The organism is Geofilum rubicundum JCM 15548 (genome assembly GCF_000974365.1).
GTDB lineage: Bacteria > Bacteroidota > Bacteroidia > Bacteroidales > Marinilabiliaceae > Geofilum > Geofilum rubicundum.
The window spans coordinates 1-16,125 of the sequence record NZ_BAZW01000052.1 but is presented as its reverse complement, the minus strand read 5'-3'; the positions used below and the strand labels follow the sequence as shown (position 1 = coordinate 16,125).

The 16,125-nt window shown below is 47.0% G+C and carries 12 protein-coding genes; 7 read left to right on the top strand and 5 right to left on the bottom strand.

Going from position 1 to position 16,125, the window contains the following annotated elements:
• Position 1 precedes the first annotated feature (1 nt).
• The gene (locus JCM15548_RS16595; RefSeq protein ID WP_062127756.1) at positions 2–589 is read right to left on the bottom strand and encodes a YIP1 family protein; all 588 of its coding nucleotides are present in this window, start codon (positions 587–589) and stop codon (positions 2–4) included.
• A gap of 98 nt (positions 590–687) precedes the next feature.
• Between JCM15548_RS16595 and miaA the strand changes: the two genes are divergently transcribed.
• Both miaA and JCM15548_RS16585 read left to right on the top strand, forming a co-directional pair.
• Positions 688–1,605, top strand: coding sequence for a tRNA (adenosine(37)-N6)-dimethylallyltransferase MiaA (gene miaA / locus JCM15548_RS16590; protein WP_062127754.1), 918 nt, complete (start codon positions 688–690; stop codon positions 1,603–1,605).
• Between the two features lie 293 nt (positions 1,606–1,898).
• Entirely contained in the window at positions 1,899–3,299 is a 1,401-nt protein-coding gene (locus tag JCM15548_RS16585; RefSeq protein ID WP_062127752.1) for an adenylate/guanylate cyclase domain-containing protein, read from the top strand.
• Positions 3,300–3,306: 7 nt separating this feature from the next.
• On the opposite strand, the gene JCM15548_RS16580 is transcribed toward JCM15548_RS16585, so the two are convergent.
• The 4 genes from JCM15548_RS16580 to JCM15548_RS16565 all read right to left on the bottom strand — a co-directional run bounded on the left by JCM15548_RS16580 (position 3,307) and on the right by JCM15548_RS16565 (position 8,924).
• On the bottom strand, positions 3,307–4,383 hold the full coding sequence (locus JCM15548_RS16580) for a metallophosphoesterase (protein ID WP_227625959.1): 1,077 nt from the start codon (positions 4,381–4,383) through the stop codon (positions 3,307–3,309).
• 94 nt (positions 4,384–4,477) lie between these two features.
• Positions 4,478–5,296, bottom strand: a complete 819-nt coding sequence (locus JCM15548_RS16575) for an SDR family oxidoreductase (RefSeq protein ID WP_062127750.1) — start codon at positions 5,294–5,296, stop codon at positions 4,478–4,480.
• 343 nt (positions 5,297–5,639) lie between these two features.
• The gene (gene glyA, locus JCM15548_RS16570) at positions 5,640–6,917 is read right to left on the bottom strand and encodes a serine hydroxymethyltransferase (RefSeq protein WP_062127748.1); all 1,278 of its coding nucleotides are present in this window, start codon (positions 6,915–6,917) and stop codon (positions 5,640–5,642) included.
• Between the two features lie 222 nt (positions 6,918–7,139).
• On the bottom strand, positions 7,140–8,924 hold the full coding sequence (locus JCM15548_RS16565; RefSeq protein WP_062127746.1) for a chloride channel protein: 1,785 nt from the start codon (positions 8,922–8,924) through the stop codon (positions 7,140–7,142).
• Positions 8,925–9,213: 289 nt separating this feature from the next.
• Between JCM15548_RS16565 and JCM15548_RS16560 the strand changes: the two genes are divergently transcribed.
• The 5 genes from JCM15548_RS16560 (at position 9,214) to JCM15548_RS16545 (ending at position 15,956) form a co-directional block, all read left to right on the top strand.
• Entirely contained in the window at positions 9,214–11,601 is a 2,388-nt protein-coding gene (locus tag JCM15548_RS16560; RefSeq protein ID WP_062127744.1) for a TonB-dependent receptor, read from the top strand.
• A 319-nt stretch (positions 11,602–11,920) separates the two neighbouring features.
• Entirely contained in the window at positions 11,921–12,868 is a 948-nt protein-coding gene (locus JCM15548_RS16555; RefSeq protein ID WP_062127742.1) for an NAD(P)H-dependent flavin oxidoreductase, read from the top strand.
• A 222-nt stretch (positions 12,869–13,090) separates the two neighbouring features.
• Positions 13,091–13,303 carry a M16 family metallopeptidase gene (locus tag JCM15548_RS25765; RefSeq protein ID WP_262487111.1) on the top strand — a complete coding sequence of 71 codons (213 nt, stop codon included), beginning with the start codon at positions 13,091–13,093 and terminating at the stop codon, positions 13,301–13,303.
• A complete protein-coding gene (locus JCM15548_RS24510; RefSeq protein ID WP_262487110.1) occupies positions 13,291–14,325 on the top strand; it encodes a M16 family metallopeptidase in 1,035 nt (344 codons plus the stop codon). The genes JCM15548_RS25765 and JCM15548_RS24510 overlap by 13 nt, the downstream gene beginning before the upstream one ends.
• Before the next feature lie 344 nt (positions 14,326–14,669).
• The gene (locus JCM15548_RS16545; RefSeq protein WP_227625958.1) at positions 14,670–15,956 is read left to right on the top strand and encodes a M16 family metallopeptidase; all 1,287 of its coding nucleotides are present in this window, start codon (positions 14,670–14,672) and stop codon (positions 15,954–15,956) included.
• Positions 15,957–16,125: the final 169 nt, after the last annotated feature.

The window sequence follows — 16,125 nt, the reverse complement described above, 5'->3', positions numbered from 1 at the left end:
ATTAGAAGTAAATCAATTTTAATAGAAAATGTTTTACAAAGTAAGGAATTAAATGGATCATAATGCCAATTAATGCGGTGATTGTCATTTTTTGCTCCTGAGATGTCGCCTTTTCGTGGCCAACAGTTTCCCAAATAATATAAAAGCTGTAAAATGAGGCCAGATGTAATAGGACCAATTCCGGAATGATGCTGGTTATCAGAGTTATGATGTACCATAATCCGGAGCCGTATCCCACCAGACGGAAGGCGTAGTTGGTATCACCGGACAAGCCGAAGCGGGGCAGGATCATTTTTACCAATAAATAAGACAGGTACAAACCGCCGAACAAAGCGGAGAAAATGACGGCCGCCTGCTTCAGGGCCAATTCAAAATTGACGCCCTGATGGTTAAAAATGTAATTAAGAAAAGTGGCCAGGGTAACGAGGGCTATCAGTGGCAGCGAAAATTCGGTCAATACCTCATTGATGCTCTTCTTCTGCGCATGGACACTGGTCCATTCTTCCCGGGGGCTCAAAACAATGTTTTTCACCCTTAATGCCAAATTTCTGTATAGACTGAGGAATGTTTCCTTGTTATCGTCGGACATATTTTACTTGCTTACTTACTACAAAAATATAAAAATGCCCGGACGAAGCCGGATTTATTTATAAATTTGACTAAAATTTCCCTGTAAAAACTGTTAGCATGTCTCAAACAAAGCCTAATTTAATTGTCATCGTTGGTCCAACCGCCTCCGGAAAAACCTCTTTAGCAGCTCATTTGGCACATGTTATCGGTGGTGAAGTCATCAGTGGGGATTCCCGGCAAGTATATAAACGAATGGATTGGGGAACGGGCAAGGATTACGCGGATTATGTGGTGGATGGTGAGACCATTCCCGCCCATTTAATTGATATTCGGGAGCCTGGCTACAAATACAATGTCTTTGAGTTTCAAAATGATTTCTTTAAGGTGTTTGAGGAGGTGCAGCAAGGTAATAAATGGCCCATCCTGTGCGGCGGCACCGGATTGTACATCGAAGCGGTTTTGCAGCGTTACAAAATGATTCACGTCCCGGCCAATCCGGAGCTGAGAGAGGTCTTAAAGGATAAATCGCTTAAGGAGCTGGAAGAAATTCTGTCAGAATTTCGTTTTCTTCACAATACCACTGATACCGATACCGTTAAACGCGTCATCCGTGCCATTGAAATTGAGACCTATTACCAAACCCATCCCGAAATAGAGGTAAAACTGCCTGAAGTCAATCCGCTGATTATTGGTGTGGATGTGGACAGAGAGGTCAGACGCGAAAAAATAACGGCCCGACTGGAACAGCGCCTTAAGAGCGGAATGGTGGAGGAGGTCAGGGCTCTTCTGAATGAGGGCATTGCGCCGGAGGATCTTATATATTATGGATTGGAGTACAAGTTTGTCACCCAGTATTTGACGGGACAACTGAGTTATGAGGAGATGTTCCGGCAACTGAATATTGCCATTCATCAGTTTGCCAAACGGCAAATGACCTGGTTTCGTGGAATGGAAAGGCGGGGCATCCACATCGAATGGCTCAATGCCAGTGTCCCTATCCCTGATCGGGTGAGCCAAATCAGGTCTATGCTGTAGTCTTTCTTTTAGTCAAAGCATAGTATGTTTTTGTCAAAACATACAACTATTATGCAGCATCCGTTATCTCCACCGTATTTTTATTACCGGCTTAAAAATGAGTGCTTTGTACTTTTTTACGGAATGGGTTTTAGGCCATCCTACCTGCCTATCCTACTGGTTTAGTAGCTGAAAAATAAAAACCTTCCTGAAAAATCTGCGTATTTAGGGGAATGTTTACCGTTGGTATTTAGTGCTGATTTTCTTAACTTAGAATTTAACGAGTGAAACTTTTTAATAAAGAGCTTCTGTTAATGAACGAACCTGAAAGCTACATAGACCGAATTCAACGATTGGCTTCTCATAATAAGGAGTTGAAGTCTCAATTAGATGAAATGGTGAAGCGCTTTGTCAATGTTGAAAATCAAAATCAATATTTTCAGGAAGCTCTTTTGCGTTATGCGCCCGAGTTGGATATGTCCTCCAAGGAAAACCGCAGATTGATTAAAAGGCTCAAAACAGTATCCATCTTATATGTGTCGGTAAAAGGGTTTGAACGCTTATACCAGCTTGAAAAACCGGAAGTGATGGTCGATTTGCTTGACGAGTTGAATCTGGCCCTCGACGATATTGCCTTTGTTTACAATGTGGTGAAACTTAAGTCGGTGGGCGATACGATGCTGTTTGCAGCCGGACTGCAGGGTGAAAACAGGACCAACCCCATTGATATTGTTCGTGTGGCTTTGGATATGCAAGAGGCGGCCAATAAATTGCGAACGCCAGATGGGGGGGTGTTCTGGCAGCTGAAAATGGGTATACATACCGGTCCCGTGGTAGCTACTCCCAAAAATAATAATAAGTCGTCCGGCTACAATTTCTCCGGCGACAGTATCAATATTGCCTGTCGTTTGGGAGAAGCTTCTCCGGAATCGACTATCAGCGTATCGGTCATGACTTACGAGCTGATTAAAGAGTTTTTTGAAAGTGAGCCAATTGGTAAAATGCCGGTCAAGTATAAAGGAAATCTGGGAATGTTCCAAGTTAAGGGATTCCTGCCGGAGATGCAGGATGAGGGACATGCCAGCGAGACCAATCATACCTACCGGATAAAGTATTTAATGCTTAAGTTCATGGATATTCAGGAGGAAATGCTGGATTATCTGGAACATAAACTGCCTGGAAATCTATACTATCACAACATCAAACATACCATAGATGTCACCACTGAAGTGGAACTCATTGGCTGGGCCGAAGGTGTTTCGGAGGAGGAGGTTTTACTATTGAAGTTGGCGGCCCTTTTTCATGATGCCGGACACACCATCAGTTATAAGGACCATGAGTATTACGGAACGGTCATGGCCCGTGAGAAACTGGCCAGTTATGATTTTACCGGGGAACAGATTGACACGGTCTGCCGTTTGATAATGGCCACCCAAATGCCACCGCAACCCAAAGATCTTTTAGAATGCATCATTTGCGATTCTGACCTGGACTATTTGGGTCGTACTGATTTTATCCCGGTTTCCAACGCCCTTTTCAAAGAGTTGAAAGAGCATCAAATGGTTGAGTCGTGGGAAGCCTGGAATAAAATGCAACTCAAGTTTATTGGCCAACACCAATATTTTACCAAGACGGCTCTACAGTTGCGAGAGGTCAATAAACAGCAACAGATAGAGCGTCTTGAGCAAGTGATTAAAGAGGGCGTTATTGAGTGAATGTTCTTTACTCCTTAAAATATAGATTGATCACAACAATTTCTGGTCGGTTACCAGTCCGCACAGGCGGACCCCAGGTGCCAAAACCGGTGCTGACATAATAATGGGTGTCTCCTTTTTGGTAATAGCCCCGGCTGACTTCAAATATCTTTTGGGTGATATAGCCAAAGGGCCATAATTGGCCGTGATGGGTATGTCCGGAAAGTTGTAAATCAATGCCGGCTGCTTTGGCATCCTCCAGATGATAGGGCTGATGGTCCATCATGATGAGTGGTTTGGACGCATCCACCCCTTGCATAATATCTGGCAGTGTTTTACGCGCTTTTCCGTATCCATATCTTTTGTGTAGGTCTTCGCGACCAATAACATAGAAACTGTTATTAATCAGTTGGGCTGTATCACGCAGCATAACAATGCCATGGTCTTCGAGGTATTGAATAGATGGTTCGCCCCCTCCAATGTATTCGTGGTTGCCGGTAGCGGCAAACACACCATAGGGTGCGTGCAACTCCTTCAGGTTTTTACCCAGATTCTGCTGGATGACCGGTTTGACATCCTCGTCCACCACATCACCTGCCAGAAGAATAATGTCTGGTTGAAGACTGTTGATGGTGTTGACCAGCTTATTCATCCTTCGGGGACCGATGATGGTTCCCATGTGGATGTCACTGGCTGCAACAATGCGCAGATATTCCATATTCCCGGCTTTCTTGGGCAGGGTAATATCCACGCGCGATATTTTGGGGTGCCAGGCATTGATGTGCCCGGCTATTACAACCAGCAGCGTGATGGTGGAGATCACCAGGAAGGCCTTCAGTTTTAGTCCGGGCATATTCCCCTGACTCAACTTCTCAATAAAGGGAAAAGCCAGATTCCCCAATCGCGCCAGATCTGTGATAAAGAGCATGAGCGTTACATACAGCATGGCTGCAAACCAAAAGGCCCCAATCCAGTGCAGGGTAATGGGAACCGGATGGTACCAGATTTTTTCCAGCATGCGTCCGGCCGGATAGGCCACAAATACCAATACCATAAAAACAATGTACCAGGGGCGAAAGCTGGCGCCGCTTGCAGTGCCTGCCATCCTCTTAGTCCGATATAAAAATTAACCAATGCATGAACGGCTAATACGATGATGAAAAAATACATATTGTTTTAAGTTAAGTTGTTAAATGGGCTCAGATGCCCATTATTTTGCGACTGATGACCCGCATCCAGCTGCCGGGTGTCAGCTTATTGAGCACCATTAAAGATTTGGCTATTCTGCCTGACGGATAGCGGATTTTACTCCCTTTCCGGATGGCAGCCTTATAAATGGTTTTGGCCACCACATCGGCCCCCTCGGCCTCGCTGAACATTTTGTTGTAAAACCGATTGATCTGACCGACGAAGCGGGTATAACCCAAACCCTCCGGTGCCACCAAATCTTCTCTGGAGCGGCCATTGAATTCGGTTTTTATGGGACCGGGTTCCACCAGTCGCACCCGAATGCCAAAAGGCCGCAACTCATAGTACAGACTTTCGGTCAGTCCCTCCACCGCAAATTTGGAGGCGTGGTAAATATTGTAAAGGGGCATGCCCACCCGGCCGGCAACAGATGACAGGTTGATCAGGACGCCCTTCTTTTGTTGTTTCAACAAAGGAATAAAGGCTTTCATTACGCGAACGGTTCCCATAAAGTTGGTGTCCATTTGTAACTGTATTTGCGCCTCGGTGGCGCTTTCGAATGGACCAATCGCACCGTAACCGGCATTGTTGATCACTACATCGATGCCTCCAAAATCCTGCCAAACGGTTTGCACAACCGACTTGACATTGTCGGGCTGGGTGACATCCAGTGCGTAAACTCTGACCCCCGGAAGGTCTTTTAACTCCGCTGCTGCATCGGGGTTGCGCATGGTGGCAGCCACCTGCCATCCTTTGGTCACCAGGTATTTGACGGTCTCCAATCCTATCCCGGAGGAGGCACCTGTTATAAAAGCTTTTTGTTGTAGCATCGATTTTGTTTAATGTTTTGAGTTTGCTAATTTAACAAAGATCAGGGAGAGTTGTTTTGGTTGATCCACTAATTTTGCGAATGGACGCGCATCGAAGAATAAGATAGGGGAGAAAAGGGGTGATAGGTAGATGGGGTTGATAGGGTTGATAGGGTAGATGGGGTAGGAAGGGTGGGAGGTCGAGAGGAAAAAAAGGGACTGCGGTAAAGGCAGTCCCTTTTTTGTGCTGGGCGTAATTTTAAACTACGCCAATCTATCGAGATCTCATTGATCGACATTGATCGACATCTTATTTATCGACATCAATATTTCATCCACTGACGACGACTTGGCATCCTAAGTCTTAAACAAACAAAGGAAAGGCTTTCATCATTTTATTGACGCGCTGGCGGACATCCGAAATCACATTGGCATCATCGGGATTGGAAAGTACTTCATCGATGAACTCAACGATGGGTGCGATGTGTTCTTCTTTCAATCCACGGGTGGTTAAAGCAGAAGTGCCCAAACGAATACCTGACGTCTGGAAGGGCGACCGGTCGTCAAAAGGCACCATGTTTTTGTTGATGGTGATATCTGCTTGTACCAATGTGTTTTCTGCTTTTTTGCCGGTCAGTTCAGGGAATTTGGTACGCAAATCCACCAACATGCTATGGTTCTCGGTACCTCCGGAAATAATTTTATAGCCTTTTTCAATAAGCAAACGTGCCATTTCGGCGGCGTTCTTCTGAACCTGTGCCTGATAGGTTTTGTATTCAGGTTGCAATGCTTCAAAGAAAGAAACCGCTTTGGCCGCAATCACATGTTCCAGCGGTCCACCCTGTATGCCGGGGAAGACAGCTGAATCCAGCAAAGAAGACATTTTGCGAATCTCCCCTTTTTTGGTTGTCTTACCAAAGGGGTTGTCAAAATCTTGACCCATTAATATAATACCACCACGGGGACCTCGTAAAGTCTTGTGGGTGGTAGAAGTAACTATGTGGGCGTATTTAACCGGGTTTTTGAGCAGACCGGCAGCGATTAATCCGGCGGGGTGCGCCATGTCAATCATCAATAAAGCCCCGATTTTATCGGCAATGGCCCGCATGCGCTCATAGTCCCAGTCCCGCGAGTAAGCCGAAGCACCACCAATGATCAGTTTGGGTTTGTGCTTGAGGGCCTGCTCTTCCATCATATCATAATCCACCAAGCCGCTATCTTCTTTAACGCCATAGGCAATGGGTTCGTAAAGGAGTCCCGAGCTGTTAACAGGCGAGCCGTGTGACAAGTGGCCACCATGAGCCAGATCCAATCCCAGAAACTTGTCGCCCGGATTTAGAACCGTCATTAAAACCGCCATATTGGCTTGTGCACCACTGTGCGGCTGAACGTTGGCCCACTCGGCACCAAAAAGCTCTTTCAGGCGCTCAATGGCCAGATTCTCGCTTTGGTCAACGACCTGACAACCGCCATAATATCTGGCGCCCGGAAGCCCCTCGGCATATTTGTTGGTCATGACAGATCCCATGGCTTCCATGACCTGGGGACTTACAAAGTTTTCTGAAGCGATCAACTCAACGCCGTCCATTTGGCGGTGATGCTCTTTCTGAATTAGTTCAAAGATTTTTTCGTCTCGTTTCATTATAGTGAAGATATGATTGTAATGAATATTTGTTTAGCCACTTGGAAAACTGACAGATATATCTGTCATTTTGATACAAAAATACCGTAATATATTTATATTCCGAAGGTGACGGGTTGTTTTTTTCTAAAAACGGTGAACTGGCTTCTCCCGCTAAGCGGGACTTTGTTCATTGTAACTGGTTCTTAATATAAAAAGCGTTTACGCTTTAAATTGATTCTTTTACTCTTCCGAAAAGTGGATGAGCACACGGCGGTAGACGGAGAATATTTTGGATTTGGAAACAAAACCCAAATATTTGCCGTTTTCAACGACCGGTAAATTCCAGGCGCCGGTGTCTTCAAACTTCTTCATCACCTCGTCCATATTCTCACTGATATCAATAAAAGCAGGTGGTATGGTCATCAGGTGCTTCACCTTGGTGGTAGTATAGAGTTCGTTGTTGAACATGATTTCCCGAATGTCGTCTAAGATGACAATGCCCAATAATTTATGGTTGTCATCCAGCACCGGGAAAATGTTTCGCCGTGCCTTGGCAATGGTTTTTATCAGCTCGCCCAGCGTTTGTTCCGGTTGAACAGTCAGGAAATCTGTTTCCAGCACTTTGTTCAGCCGCATCAGTGTCAACACGGCCTTATCCTTATGGTGGGTAATCAATTCTCCTCTTCGGGCCAGTCGTTTGGTATAAATGGTATGCGGTTCAAAATATTTATGCGTGAGAAAGGAGAGGGTCGAAACCGTTATCAGCGGAATAAACAGGGCATAACCATTGGTAATTTCAGCGATGAGGAAGATGGCTGTTAGTGGCGCTTGCATCACACCCGCCATGAGGGCCGCCATGCCCACAAGGGTGAAATGCGATACCGGCAGGTCGGCGCCAAAATGATTGAGCAGGAGCGCCAGAAAATAGCCGGTAACCCCACCCATAAAAAGTGAAGGTGCAAATATCCCTCCAACCCCGCCGCTGGCATTGGTAAAGGTGGAAGCAACGACTTTAAAGGCAACAATTAAAAAAAGAAAAATAAGAATGGCGATGCTGTTATCCTTAAAAGCATAAAACATGGAGTTTTCCACAATGGCATCGGAGTTGCCCGACAACATAGCAGTTATGGTGTTATACCCTTCACCGTATAGCGGCGGCAGAAGAAAAATGAGGCTGCTTAAGACCACACCTCCCAATAACCATTTGAGCATTGGGTTTTTGATTTTCCCCATTAATCTTTCCAAAAAAAGCGTGCCGCGGGTCATGTAGAGCGAAACCAAACCGCCTAAAATACCCAGGATAACATAGTAGGGAAGATTCTCAAGTACGAAAGGCGATTCCAGCAGGAAGGTAAATTCAGCGCCTTCTCCCAGGAAAAAGTAGGCTACTGATGCGGCACATACCGCTGCCAACAGCAGTGGTATAATGGAAACGGCTGTCAGGTCCAGCATCAACACCTCGAGCGTAAACATCAACCCGGCCATCGGTGCCTTAAAAATTCCGGCAATGGCTCCGGCAGCGCCGCATCCGATCAGAAGCGTGATGGTTTTGTAGTTCATATGGAACAATCGCCCCAGCGATGAACCTATGGAGGCGCCCGTGAGCACGATGGGTGCTTCAGCTCCTACCGATCCGCCAAAACCAATGGTAAATGTACTGGCAATGACCGATGTGAAGGTATTGTGCGTTTTGATGTTACTGTCCTTCTTGGAAATGGCATACAATATTTTGGTGACCCCGTGGCTGATGTCGTCTTTTACGATGTAGCGGACAAACAGAATGGTAATAAAGATACCAATCATCGGGTAGAGCAGGTAGAGGTAGTTCCAGTCGGTCAGGTCAAAACCTTCCGTCAACAGACTGTGGACAAAATGAATGGCATTTTTTAGGATAACAGCGGCCAAACCGCTGAAAATGCCCACCACCATGGCCAGTACCAACACGAAATTGCGGTGCGGAATGTTTTTTACACGCCATATAATGAGGCGGCTGAACCCGGATGATATTTTTTCGGTGAGTAACATTGATTTATTTTGGAAATGCGAATTTAGCCGTTATTATGGTTTAAATCAAAAAAATCGGATCGGATTCAAGTTAAACAATATTAATCGACCAATAAATTCGATCTTTGGACCAAACCATTTGACCAGACATCTGTTTAAAGTTTTCATAAGGGTTGTTGAACGGAATTTGGGGATAGGATGGGTAGATAGGGTATAAGGGGTAGGATGGGAAGATAGGGAATATAGGGTAAAAGGAGGAGGAAGGGTGGATAGGGTATAAGGGGGCGTAAACGATAAAAATTTAAAGAAAATGAGATATTTATTAGCAGGGGTATTACTGGTCTGTTTTTCAGGGTTTTCTGTGTTGGCGCAAGATGCCACGCTATCGGGCATCATCAAGGATGCCTATACCAACGAAGCCTTACCGTTTACAAATATTGTGGTCTACCAGACCAATAATGGTACCACCAGCGATGTGGATGGCCGGTTTTCTTTTGATAATCTGGAGCCGGGTTTTGTCCGTCTTCAGGTGTCATCCCTGGGCTTCAAGCCTTTGGTGACCGAAGAGATTCTGATTTCTTCGGTACGCAGCAATTACGTGGAAGTAGCGCTAAAGCCCACCACCAAAGAGCTGGATGAGGTGCGCATCGTAGCCAGTCCCTTTGCCCAAAAGATTGAAAGTCCCGTTTCCCTGCAACGCATCGGCGTTGATATCATCGAGCGGAGCGCCGGAACCGCCAGAGACTTTGCCAAAGTGCTGCAGAGCTTTCCGGGCGTAGGAAGTACTACCTCCTTTCGTAACGACCTGATTGTCAGGGGTGGCGGGCCTTCTGAAAACCGATTCTTTTTAGATGGTATTGAGATACCCGTGTTGAATCACTTCTCCACGCAAGGGGCCTCGGGTGGCCCCGTCAGTCTGTTGAACGTCGATTTCATTCGTGAGGTCGATTTTTACTCGGGCGCTTTTCCGGCATCCAGAGGCAATGCTTTGAGTTCCGTTTTCGAATTCAAGCAAATCGATGCCAATCCCGACAAGTCCAATTTCAAAGCCACGCTTGGGGCCTCTGAGGTGTCCTTGTCGGTGAACACCCCCATTACCGAAAAGACCTCCGGGATTTTCTCTGTGCGTCGTTCTTATCTCAAGTTCCTGTTCGATCAGATTGGCCTGCCTTTTTTACCCACCTACAATGATTTTCAGTTTGTCACCAAAACCCGCTTCGACCGGCGCAATGAGTTGACTGTTCTGGGCGTGGGCGCCATTGATCAGTTCGACTTGAACACCGGATTGGAGCCCACCGAAGAAAGCAGGTACATATTGAGTTACCTGCCCGTCCTGGAGCAGTGGAACTATACGCTGGGCGCCTCCTATAAGCATTTCTTAAGCAGTAGCTACTATGTGCTCTCGTTGAGCCGAAGTCACTTGTACAACACCATTTACAAGTACCGCGACAATGACGAAAGCTCAAGAGATAATCTCATTAGTGATTACAAGTCCGACGAAATTGAGAACAAGCTACGGATGGAGTATTTTGCCAACCCGGGCGAGTGGACCCTCAGCACCGGAACCAATCTGGAGTACGCCGAGTACTACAACGAGACTTTGTCGAATGTGTTTCGCGAATCTGGGTCATCTTTGATTGCTTACAACTCCTCTCTGGGCTTGTTTAAATGGGGCGTTTTCGGGTCTTTGTCCCGGAGCCTGATGGATGAAAGATTGTCGGTCTCAGCCGGCGTTCGATTGGACGCAAATAATTACGGCCCTTCCATGAATAATCCGCTCGATCAGTTCAGTCCCCGATTATCGGCTTCTTTGCGCATCCTGCCACAAGTGTCTTTTAACGCTTCCACCGGTCGCTATTATCAGTTGCCGGCCTATACCTCATTGGGCTACCGCGACAATGAAGGGTATCTGGTGAACCGCCAGAACAGCTTGCAATACATCAGTGCCGACCATTACATTGCCGGTTTTGAGTGGAACATCAATAACTATACCCGGGCGACCATTGAAGGATTCAACAAGCGCTATGCCGATTATCCCGTTTCTGTGGTCGATGGCGTGTCTCTGGCCAGCAAGGGAGCCGATTTTGGCGTGTTGGGCGATGAAGAAGTGCTGTCGATAGGAAAGGGACAAAGCTATGGTGCCGAGTTTCTGATTCAGCAGCGCTCTCCCAAAGGCTTGAGCTACATTCTGGCCTATACCTGGGTCAACAGTGAGTTCACCGATTTGGAAGGAAAGTCGGTTCCCTCGTCGTGGGACAGCGGTCACCTGTTGACGCTGACCCTCAACAAGACCTTTGGGAACAACTGGGCCGCCGGGGTTAAATGGCGCTACATTGGCGCCTTGCCTTACACGCCTTATGATCGGGAGCGCTCAGAGCTGGTTGAAGCCTGGGATGTTCGCGGCCGTGAGTACCTGGATTTCGACAGATACAATGGTGCCCGCCTGGAACCCTTTCACCAGTTGGATTTGCGGGTGGATAAAAGCTACTACTTTGAAAAGTTCTCGCTGGGTTTCTATTTTGATATTCAGAATGCCTATGGTTTTCAAAGCAGCGATGCACCACGCTTGATTCAGGTGCGCGACGAAAACGGTCAGCCCCAATTGCAGGGCACCGAACCGGAGCGCTATGAACTGGATGAGCTGCAAACCACCTCGGGGACGGTGTTACCTTCGATCGGGGTTATTCTGGAATTTTAGAGGCGGGAAAGGGACTGTCCGCTCATCGAAGATCGGCGTGGCTAATTTCGCTAATCGAAGACCGACGTAGTCAATTTCACTGATTTGGGTTAAATGAAGATTCATTTAATTGATTTCACGAAAAATGATTCATCGTTAGGTGTCAAAAATAAGGTCAACTTTGATTTTTTTTTATTAGTGTCCATTAGCGTAATTAGCGGATAAACTTTTTTCCCCTTTCTCGAAAATTAAATAAATGCCGTGTCTGCGTCTATTGTCTGACATTGTTTGTGAAGCCATTAAGTTCCTTTATCTTTGCATGTTCTAAATTGAAGACTTTATGGCTTGGCAAGATAATCGGATTACCCAACTTTTTAAAATTCAATACCCTGTTGTACAGGGAGGTATGGTGTGGTGCAGCGGATGGCGACTGGCTTCAGCTGTCAGTAACAATGGTGGTCTCGGCCTTTTAGGAGCCGGCAGCATGCGGCCCGACGTGCTGCGTGAGCACATTCAAAAAATGAAAGTCGCCACCCAAAAGCCCTGGGGCGTGAATGTGCCTCTCTTATATCCGGAAATGGAACTGATCATGGATATTCTGGTGGAAGAGGGCGTAAAAATCGTTTTCACTTCAGCTGGCAGTCCGGCCAAATGGACTTCCTTTCTGAAGAACCATGGCATGACCGTGGTTCACGTCATCGCCAACAGTCGTTTCGCTAAAAAGTGTGAAGATGCCGGCGTGGACGCCATCGTGGCAGAAGGTTTTGAAGCAGGCGGCCACAACGGTCGCGAAGAGACCACCACCATGGCGCTCATTCCCCTTGTAAAAAAAGCGACTCAACTTCCCATCATAGCCGCCGGAGGTATTGGTTCCGGTCGACAGATGCTGGCTGCCATGGCACTGGGTGCCGATGGGGTACAGATCGGTTCCCGCTTTGCCTTGTCAGAGGAATCTTCCGCCCATGAAGCCTTTAAAAATTATGCGGTGAAAGCCGTTGAAGGGGACACCTTACTTTCATTGAAGCAACTGGCGCCGGTGCGTTTGCTGCGCAACCGGTTTTTTGATTTGGTACGTGAAGCCGAACAGCGCTGTGCCTCTATTGATGAGCTGAAAGAGTTGCTGGGCAGGGGCCGTGCCCGAAAGGGGATTTTCGAAGGTGATCTGGAGGAAGGTGAATTGGAAATTGGTCAGGTAGCGGCTTTGATTGATGAGGTGAAGCCGGTGGGGCAGATTTTTGAGGAGATACTTGGGGAGTATGAAGAGGGTAGGGAAGGGTTGATAGGTTGAGAGGGTAGGAAGGGTAGGAAGGGTCAATTGGGTGGATAGGGTAGGATAGGTTGATAGGTTGTTAGGTTAAGAGGTGAAGCGTAGCGGAATCCCGCAAAGCGGCACAGCCGATTAGAAACTACGCCCAGGAAAAGGACGACGAAGTTACAAACTTAGCCGAGCAAAGCGATTGCAGTCGGTGAAGGTGTTTGCTTTGTCGTGTATAATTTTTTAAAAGATAGGATGATAGAGATTTTTAAATATAAGTTGCCGAACGGATTGCGGATTGTGGTGCATCCCGATATAACGACGCCTTTAGCGGCGGTGAATGTGTTGTACGATGTGGGGGCGCGGGATGAGGATCCGGAAAAGACGGGCTTTGCCCATTTGTTTGAGCACTTGATGTTTGGTGGCAGTAAAAATGTGCCTTCGTATGATGAGCCTTGCAGCGTGTAGGTGGCGAAAATAATGCGTGGACCAGTAATGATTACACCAATTACTACGTCACTTTACCGGCGGGCAACATTGAAACGGCCTTTTGGCTGGAATCGGACCGGATGCTGGAGTTGAATTTTACGCAGAAGAATCTGGATGTTCAGCGTAAAGTCGTTATTGAGGAATTTAAACAACGCTATCTGAATCAGCCCTATGGAGATATTCCTTTGCTGACCAGACCACTGGCTTATAAAGAACACCCTTACAGGTGGCCGACCATTGGCAAGGATCTGGCCCACATTGAGCAAGCGACGCTCGATGATGTGAAAAACTTTTTCTACCGTCACTATGCTCCCAATAATGCGGTTTTGGCTGTGGCTGGTAATGTGGATCCCGATGCGGTTTTTCAATTGGCAGAAAAGTGGTTTGGTGATCTTCCCCGACGGGACGTGCCTGTCCGCCACCTGCCCCTGGAGCCGTTGCAGAAGGAGGCACGTGAACTGACTGTGGAGCGGAATGTGCCGGCTCACCTGATTCACATTGATTTTCCGATTGGCAAGCGTACCGATCCGGATTTTTATATCAATGATCTATTGTCGGATGTCTTGTCGAACGGCCCCTCCTCCCGCTTATTTCAATCGCTGATTAAAGAGCAGCAACTTTTCTCTGAGGTGAATGCCTTTATCTCAGGGGATATGGATGCGGGACTTTTGACGGTTACCGGACGCCTAATGCCCGGTGTGGAGATGGCAGAGGCCGAAGCTGCCATTTGGCAGGAGCTTTTGGCCATGGCTACCACGGAAGTGGAGGCACGTGAAGTGCTGAAGGTGAAGAACAAAATTGAATCGAACCTGGTCTTTTCAGAAATTAGCTTTTTGAATAAGGCCATGAATATGGCCCAGTATGAAATGATGGGCGATGTGAATGAAATCAATCGCGAAATTGAATACTACCGCTCCGTAACCACCGCCGAAATACAACAGGCAGCGGCCCGCATTTTCAGGAAAGAGAATAGTTGCACGTTGCGGTATTTGGGGAAGTAGCGACGTAGTTGCAAACTACGCCGAGCAGGGGTTAGAGGGGTGGATAGGGTGTGAAGGGTTGGATGGGTTTATAAACACGTATGAACGTCGGTAACTAAACCGCCTTCGAAAAAAATCGTTAAGAAATTGAGGGTGGTTGCCGTTTAGAAGCCCGCGTTGTTTGAGCGTAGCGAGTTCGCGGGGTTTAGGCAAACATCTTTAATTTTAGATTTTTATCGTCAGCGGCGGCATTTTTTGTATACTTTTTTTTGCTGTAGAAAAAAAGTATAAGCCAGTGCGGCTTGAGCACAAAAAAGAAAATACACATTATTTTTTAAAAGAATTGTGAAAAAAATAAAGCAAATATGATGATACAACCCGACCGGCAAAAGGGACCGGATTTTCAAGTTTTGGAGGGGATTGATTTTTTGCCTGTCAACAGGTTGGCGCTTCCCAATGGCATTGATGTGTCATTGATTGAAGCGGGCAGCCAGGATGTGACTAAGATAGACTGGGTGTTTCCATCCGGGGCCGTGCAGGCCGGAAAGCCTTTGCTGGCTTCTACTGTGGGTAATTTGATGTTGGAGGGTACGCACACACGCTCTTCGGCTGAAATATCGGATATCATTGACTTTTATGGAGCCTTCCTGAATGTACAAACCTTTCACCACATTTCGGTGGTCACACTGGTCTGCCTCACCAAGGAATTGCCTGAATTGCTTCCTCTGGTGGAAGATGTGGTGCGCAATGCTTCTTTCGATGAAAAGGAGTTCAGCATATATTTGAATAAACGCCGACAGGAGTTTATTCTGGATTCTGAAAAGGTGCGAACCATCGCTGCTCGCCAGTTTGGCAGTGTTATTTTTGGTGACGATCATCCTTATGGTCGACAGCTTGAATTGGCGCATTTTGATACTTTAACCCGCGATGAATTGGTGGCCTTTCATCAAAAGGCCTATACACCGCTGGGGTGTCGCATTGTAGTGGCGGGACAACCGGGTATGGATATTATTCCTTTGTTGACACGCTATTTTGGGGCAACAGAATGGTTGCCGGGATCGGTGAATCTGAATGGCGTTGGTAAAATTCAAACCAGCAGTGAAAAATTCCATTTGACCAACCGGGAAGGTGCGCTGCAATCGGCCATTCGTATTGGTCGGCCTTTGTTCAATAATACGCATGTCGATTATATACCGCTTCAGGTGGTCAACACCCTTCTGGGTGGCTATTTTGGCTCGCGGTTAATGACATCGGTACGCGAAGAAAAGGGCCTGACTTATGGCATCGGATCGAGCATCCTGTCGTATCCGAAAAGTGGTATGTGGGTGATTGCCTCGGAAGTGATGGGGGAGATGCGACCTGCGGCAGTGGAGGCTATTTTCGATGAAATGAGGCGGATGATGGTTGAACCCATTGATGAGAATGAGCTTGAAGTGGTGCGCAATTATATGCTGGGCGAATTGCTCAGGCAATTCGACGGCCCCTTTAGTACTTCGGATATTTATCGCACTTTGTGGGAGTTTGGACTGGATTTTGACTATTACGGACAGATGGTTGAAGTGGTTAAAAACATCACCCCTCAACAAATTATGGCCCTTTCAGTTAAGTATTTGAAGCCGGAAGACTTTCATGTGGTGGTGGCGGGAAAGTAGGAGCGGGGAAGGGGTAGGAAGGGTTGATAGGGTTGAAGGGGTAGGAGGGGGCATTAGGTTATTAGGTCGGGACGGTGAAGCGTAGCGGAGTCCCGCAGGGCGGGACGGAGTGAAGCGGGATCAATTGGTTGATAGGGTGGAAAGGGTAGATGGGGTAGGAAGGGTAGAA

Excerpts from the sequence above, each read along its gene's own strand:
- JCM15548_RS16595 (WP_062127756.1), bottom strand. The coding sequence starts at position 589 with ATGTCCGACGATAACAAGGAAACATTCCTCAGTCTATACAGAAATTTG.
- JCM15548_RS16560 (WP_062127744.1), top strand. The coding sequence starts at position 9,214 with ATGAGATATTTATTAGCAGGGGTATTACTGGTCTGTTTTTCAGGGTTT.
- JCM15548_RS16585 (WP_062127752.1), top strand. The coding sequence starts at position 1,899 with ATGAACGAACCTGAAAGCTACATAGACCGAATTCAACGATTGGCTTCT.
- glyA (WP_062127748.1), bottom strand. The coding sequence starts at position 6,917 with ATGAAACGAGACGAAAAAATCTTTGAACTAATTCAGAAAGAGCATCAC.
- JCM15548_RS16575 (WP_062127750.1), bottom strand. The coding sequence starts at position 5,296 with ATGCTACAACAAAAAGCTTTTATAACAGGTGCCTCCTCCGGGATAGGA.
- JCM15548_RS16565 (WP_062127746.1), bottom strand. The coding sequence starts at position 8,924 with ATGTTACTCACCGAAAAAATATCATCCGGGTTCAGCCGCCTCATTATA.
- miaA (WP_062127754.1), top strand. The coding sequence starts at position 688 with ATGTCTCAAACAAAGCCTAATTTAATTGTCATCGTTGGTCCAACCGCC.
- JCM15548_RS16545 (WP_227625958.1), top strand. The coding sequence starts at position 14,670 with ATGATGATACAACCCGACCGGCAAAAGGGACCGGATTTTCAAGTTTTG.
- JCM15548_RS16580 (WP_227625959.1), bottom strand. The coding sequence starts at position 4,383 with ATGGCAGGCACTGCAAGCGGCGCCAGCTTTCGCCCCTGGTACATTGTT.
- JCM15548_RS25765 (WP_262487111.1), top strand. The coding sequence starts at position 13,091 with ATGATAGAGATTTTTAAATATAAGTTGCCGAACGGATTGCGGATTGTG.
- JCM15548_RS16555 (WP_062127742.1), top strand. The coding sequence starts at position 11,921 with ATGGCTTGGCAAGATAATCGGATTACCCAACTTTTTAAAATTCAATAC.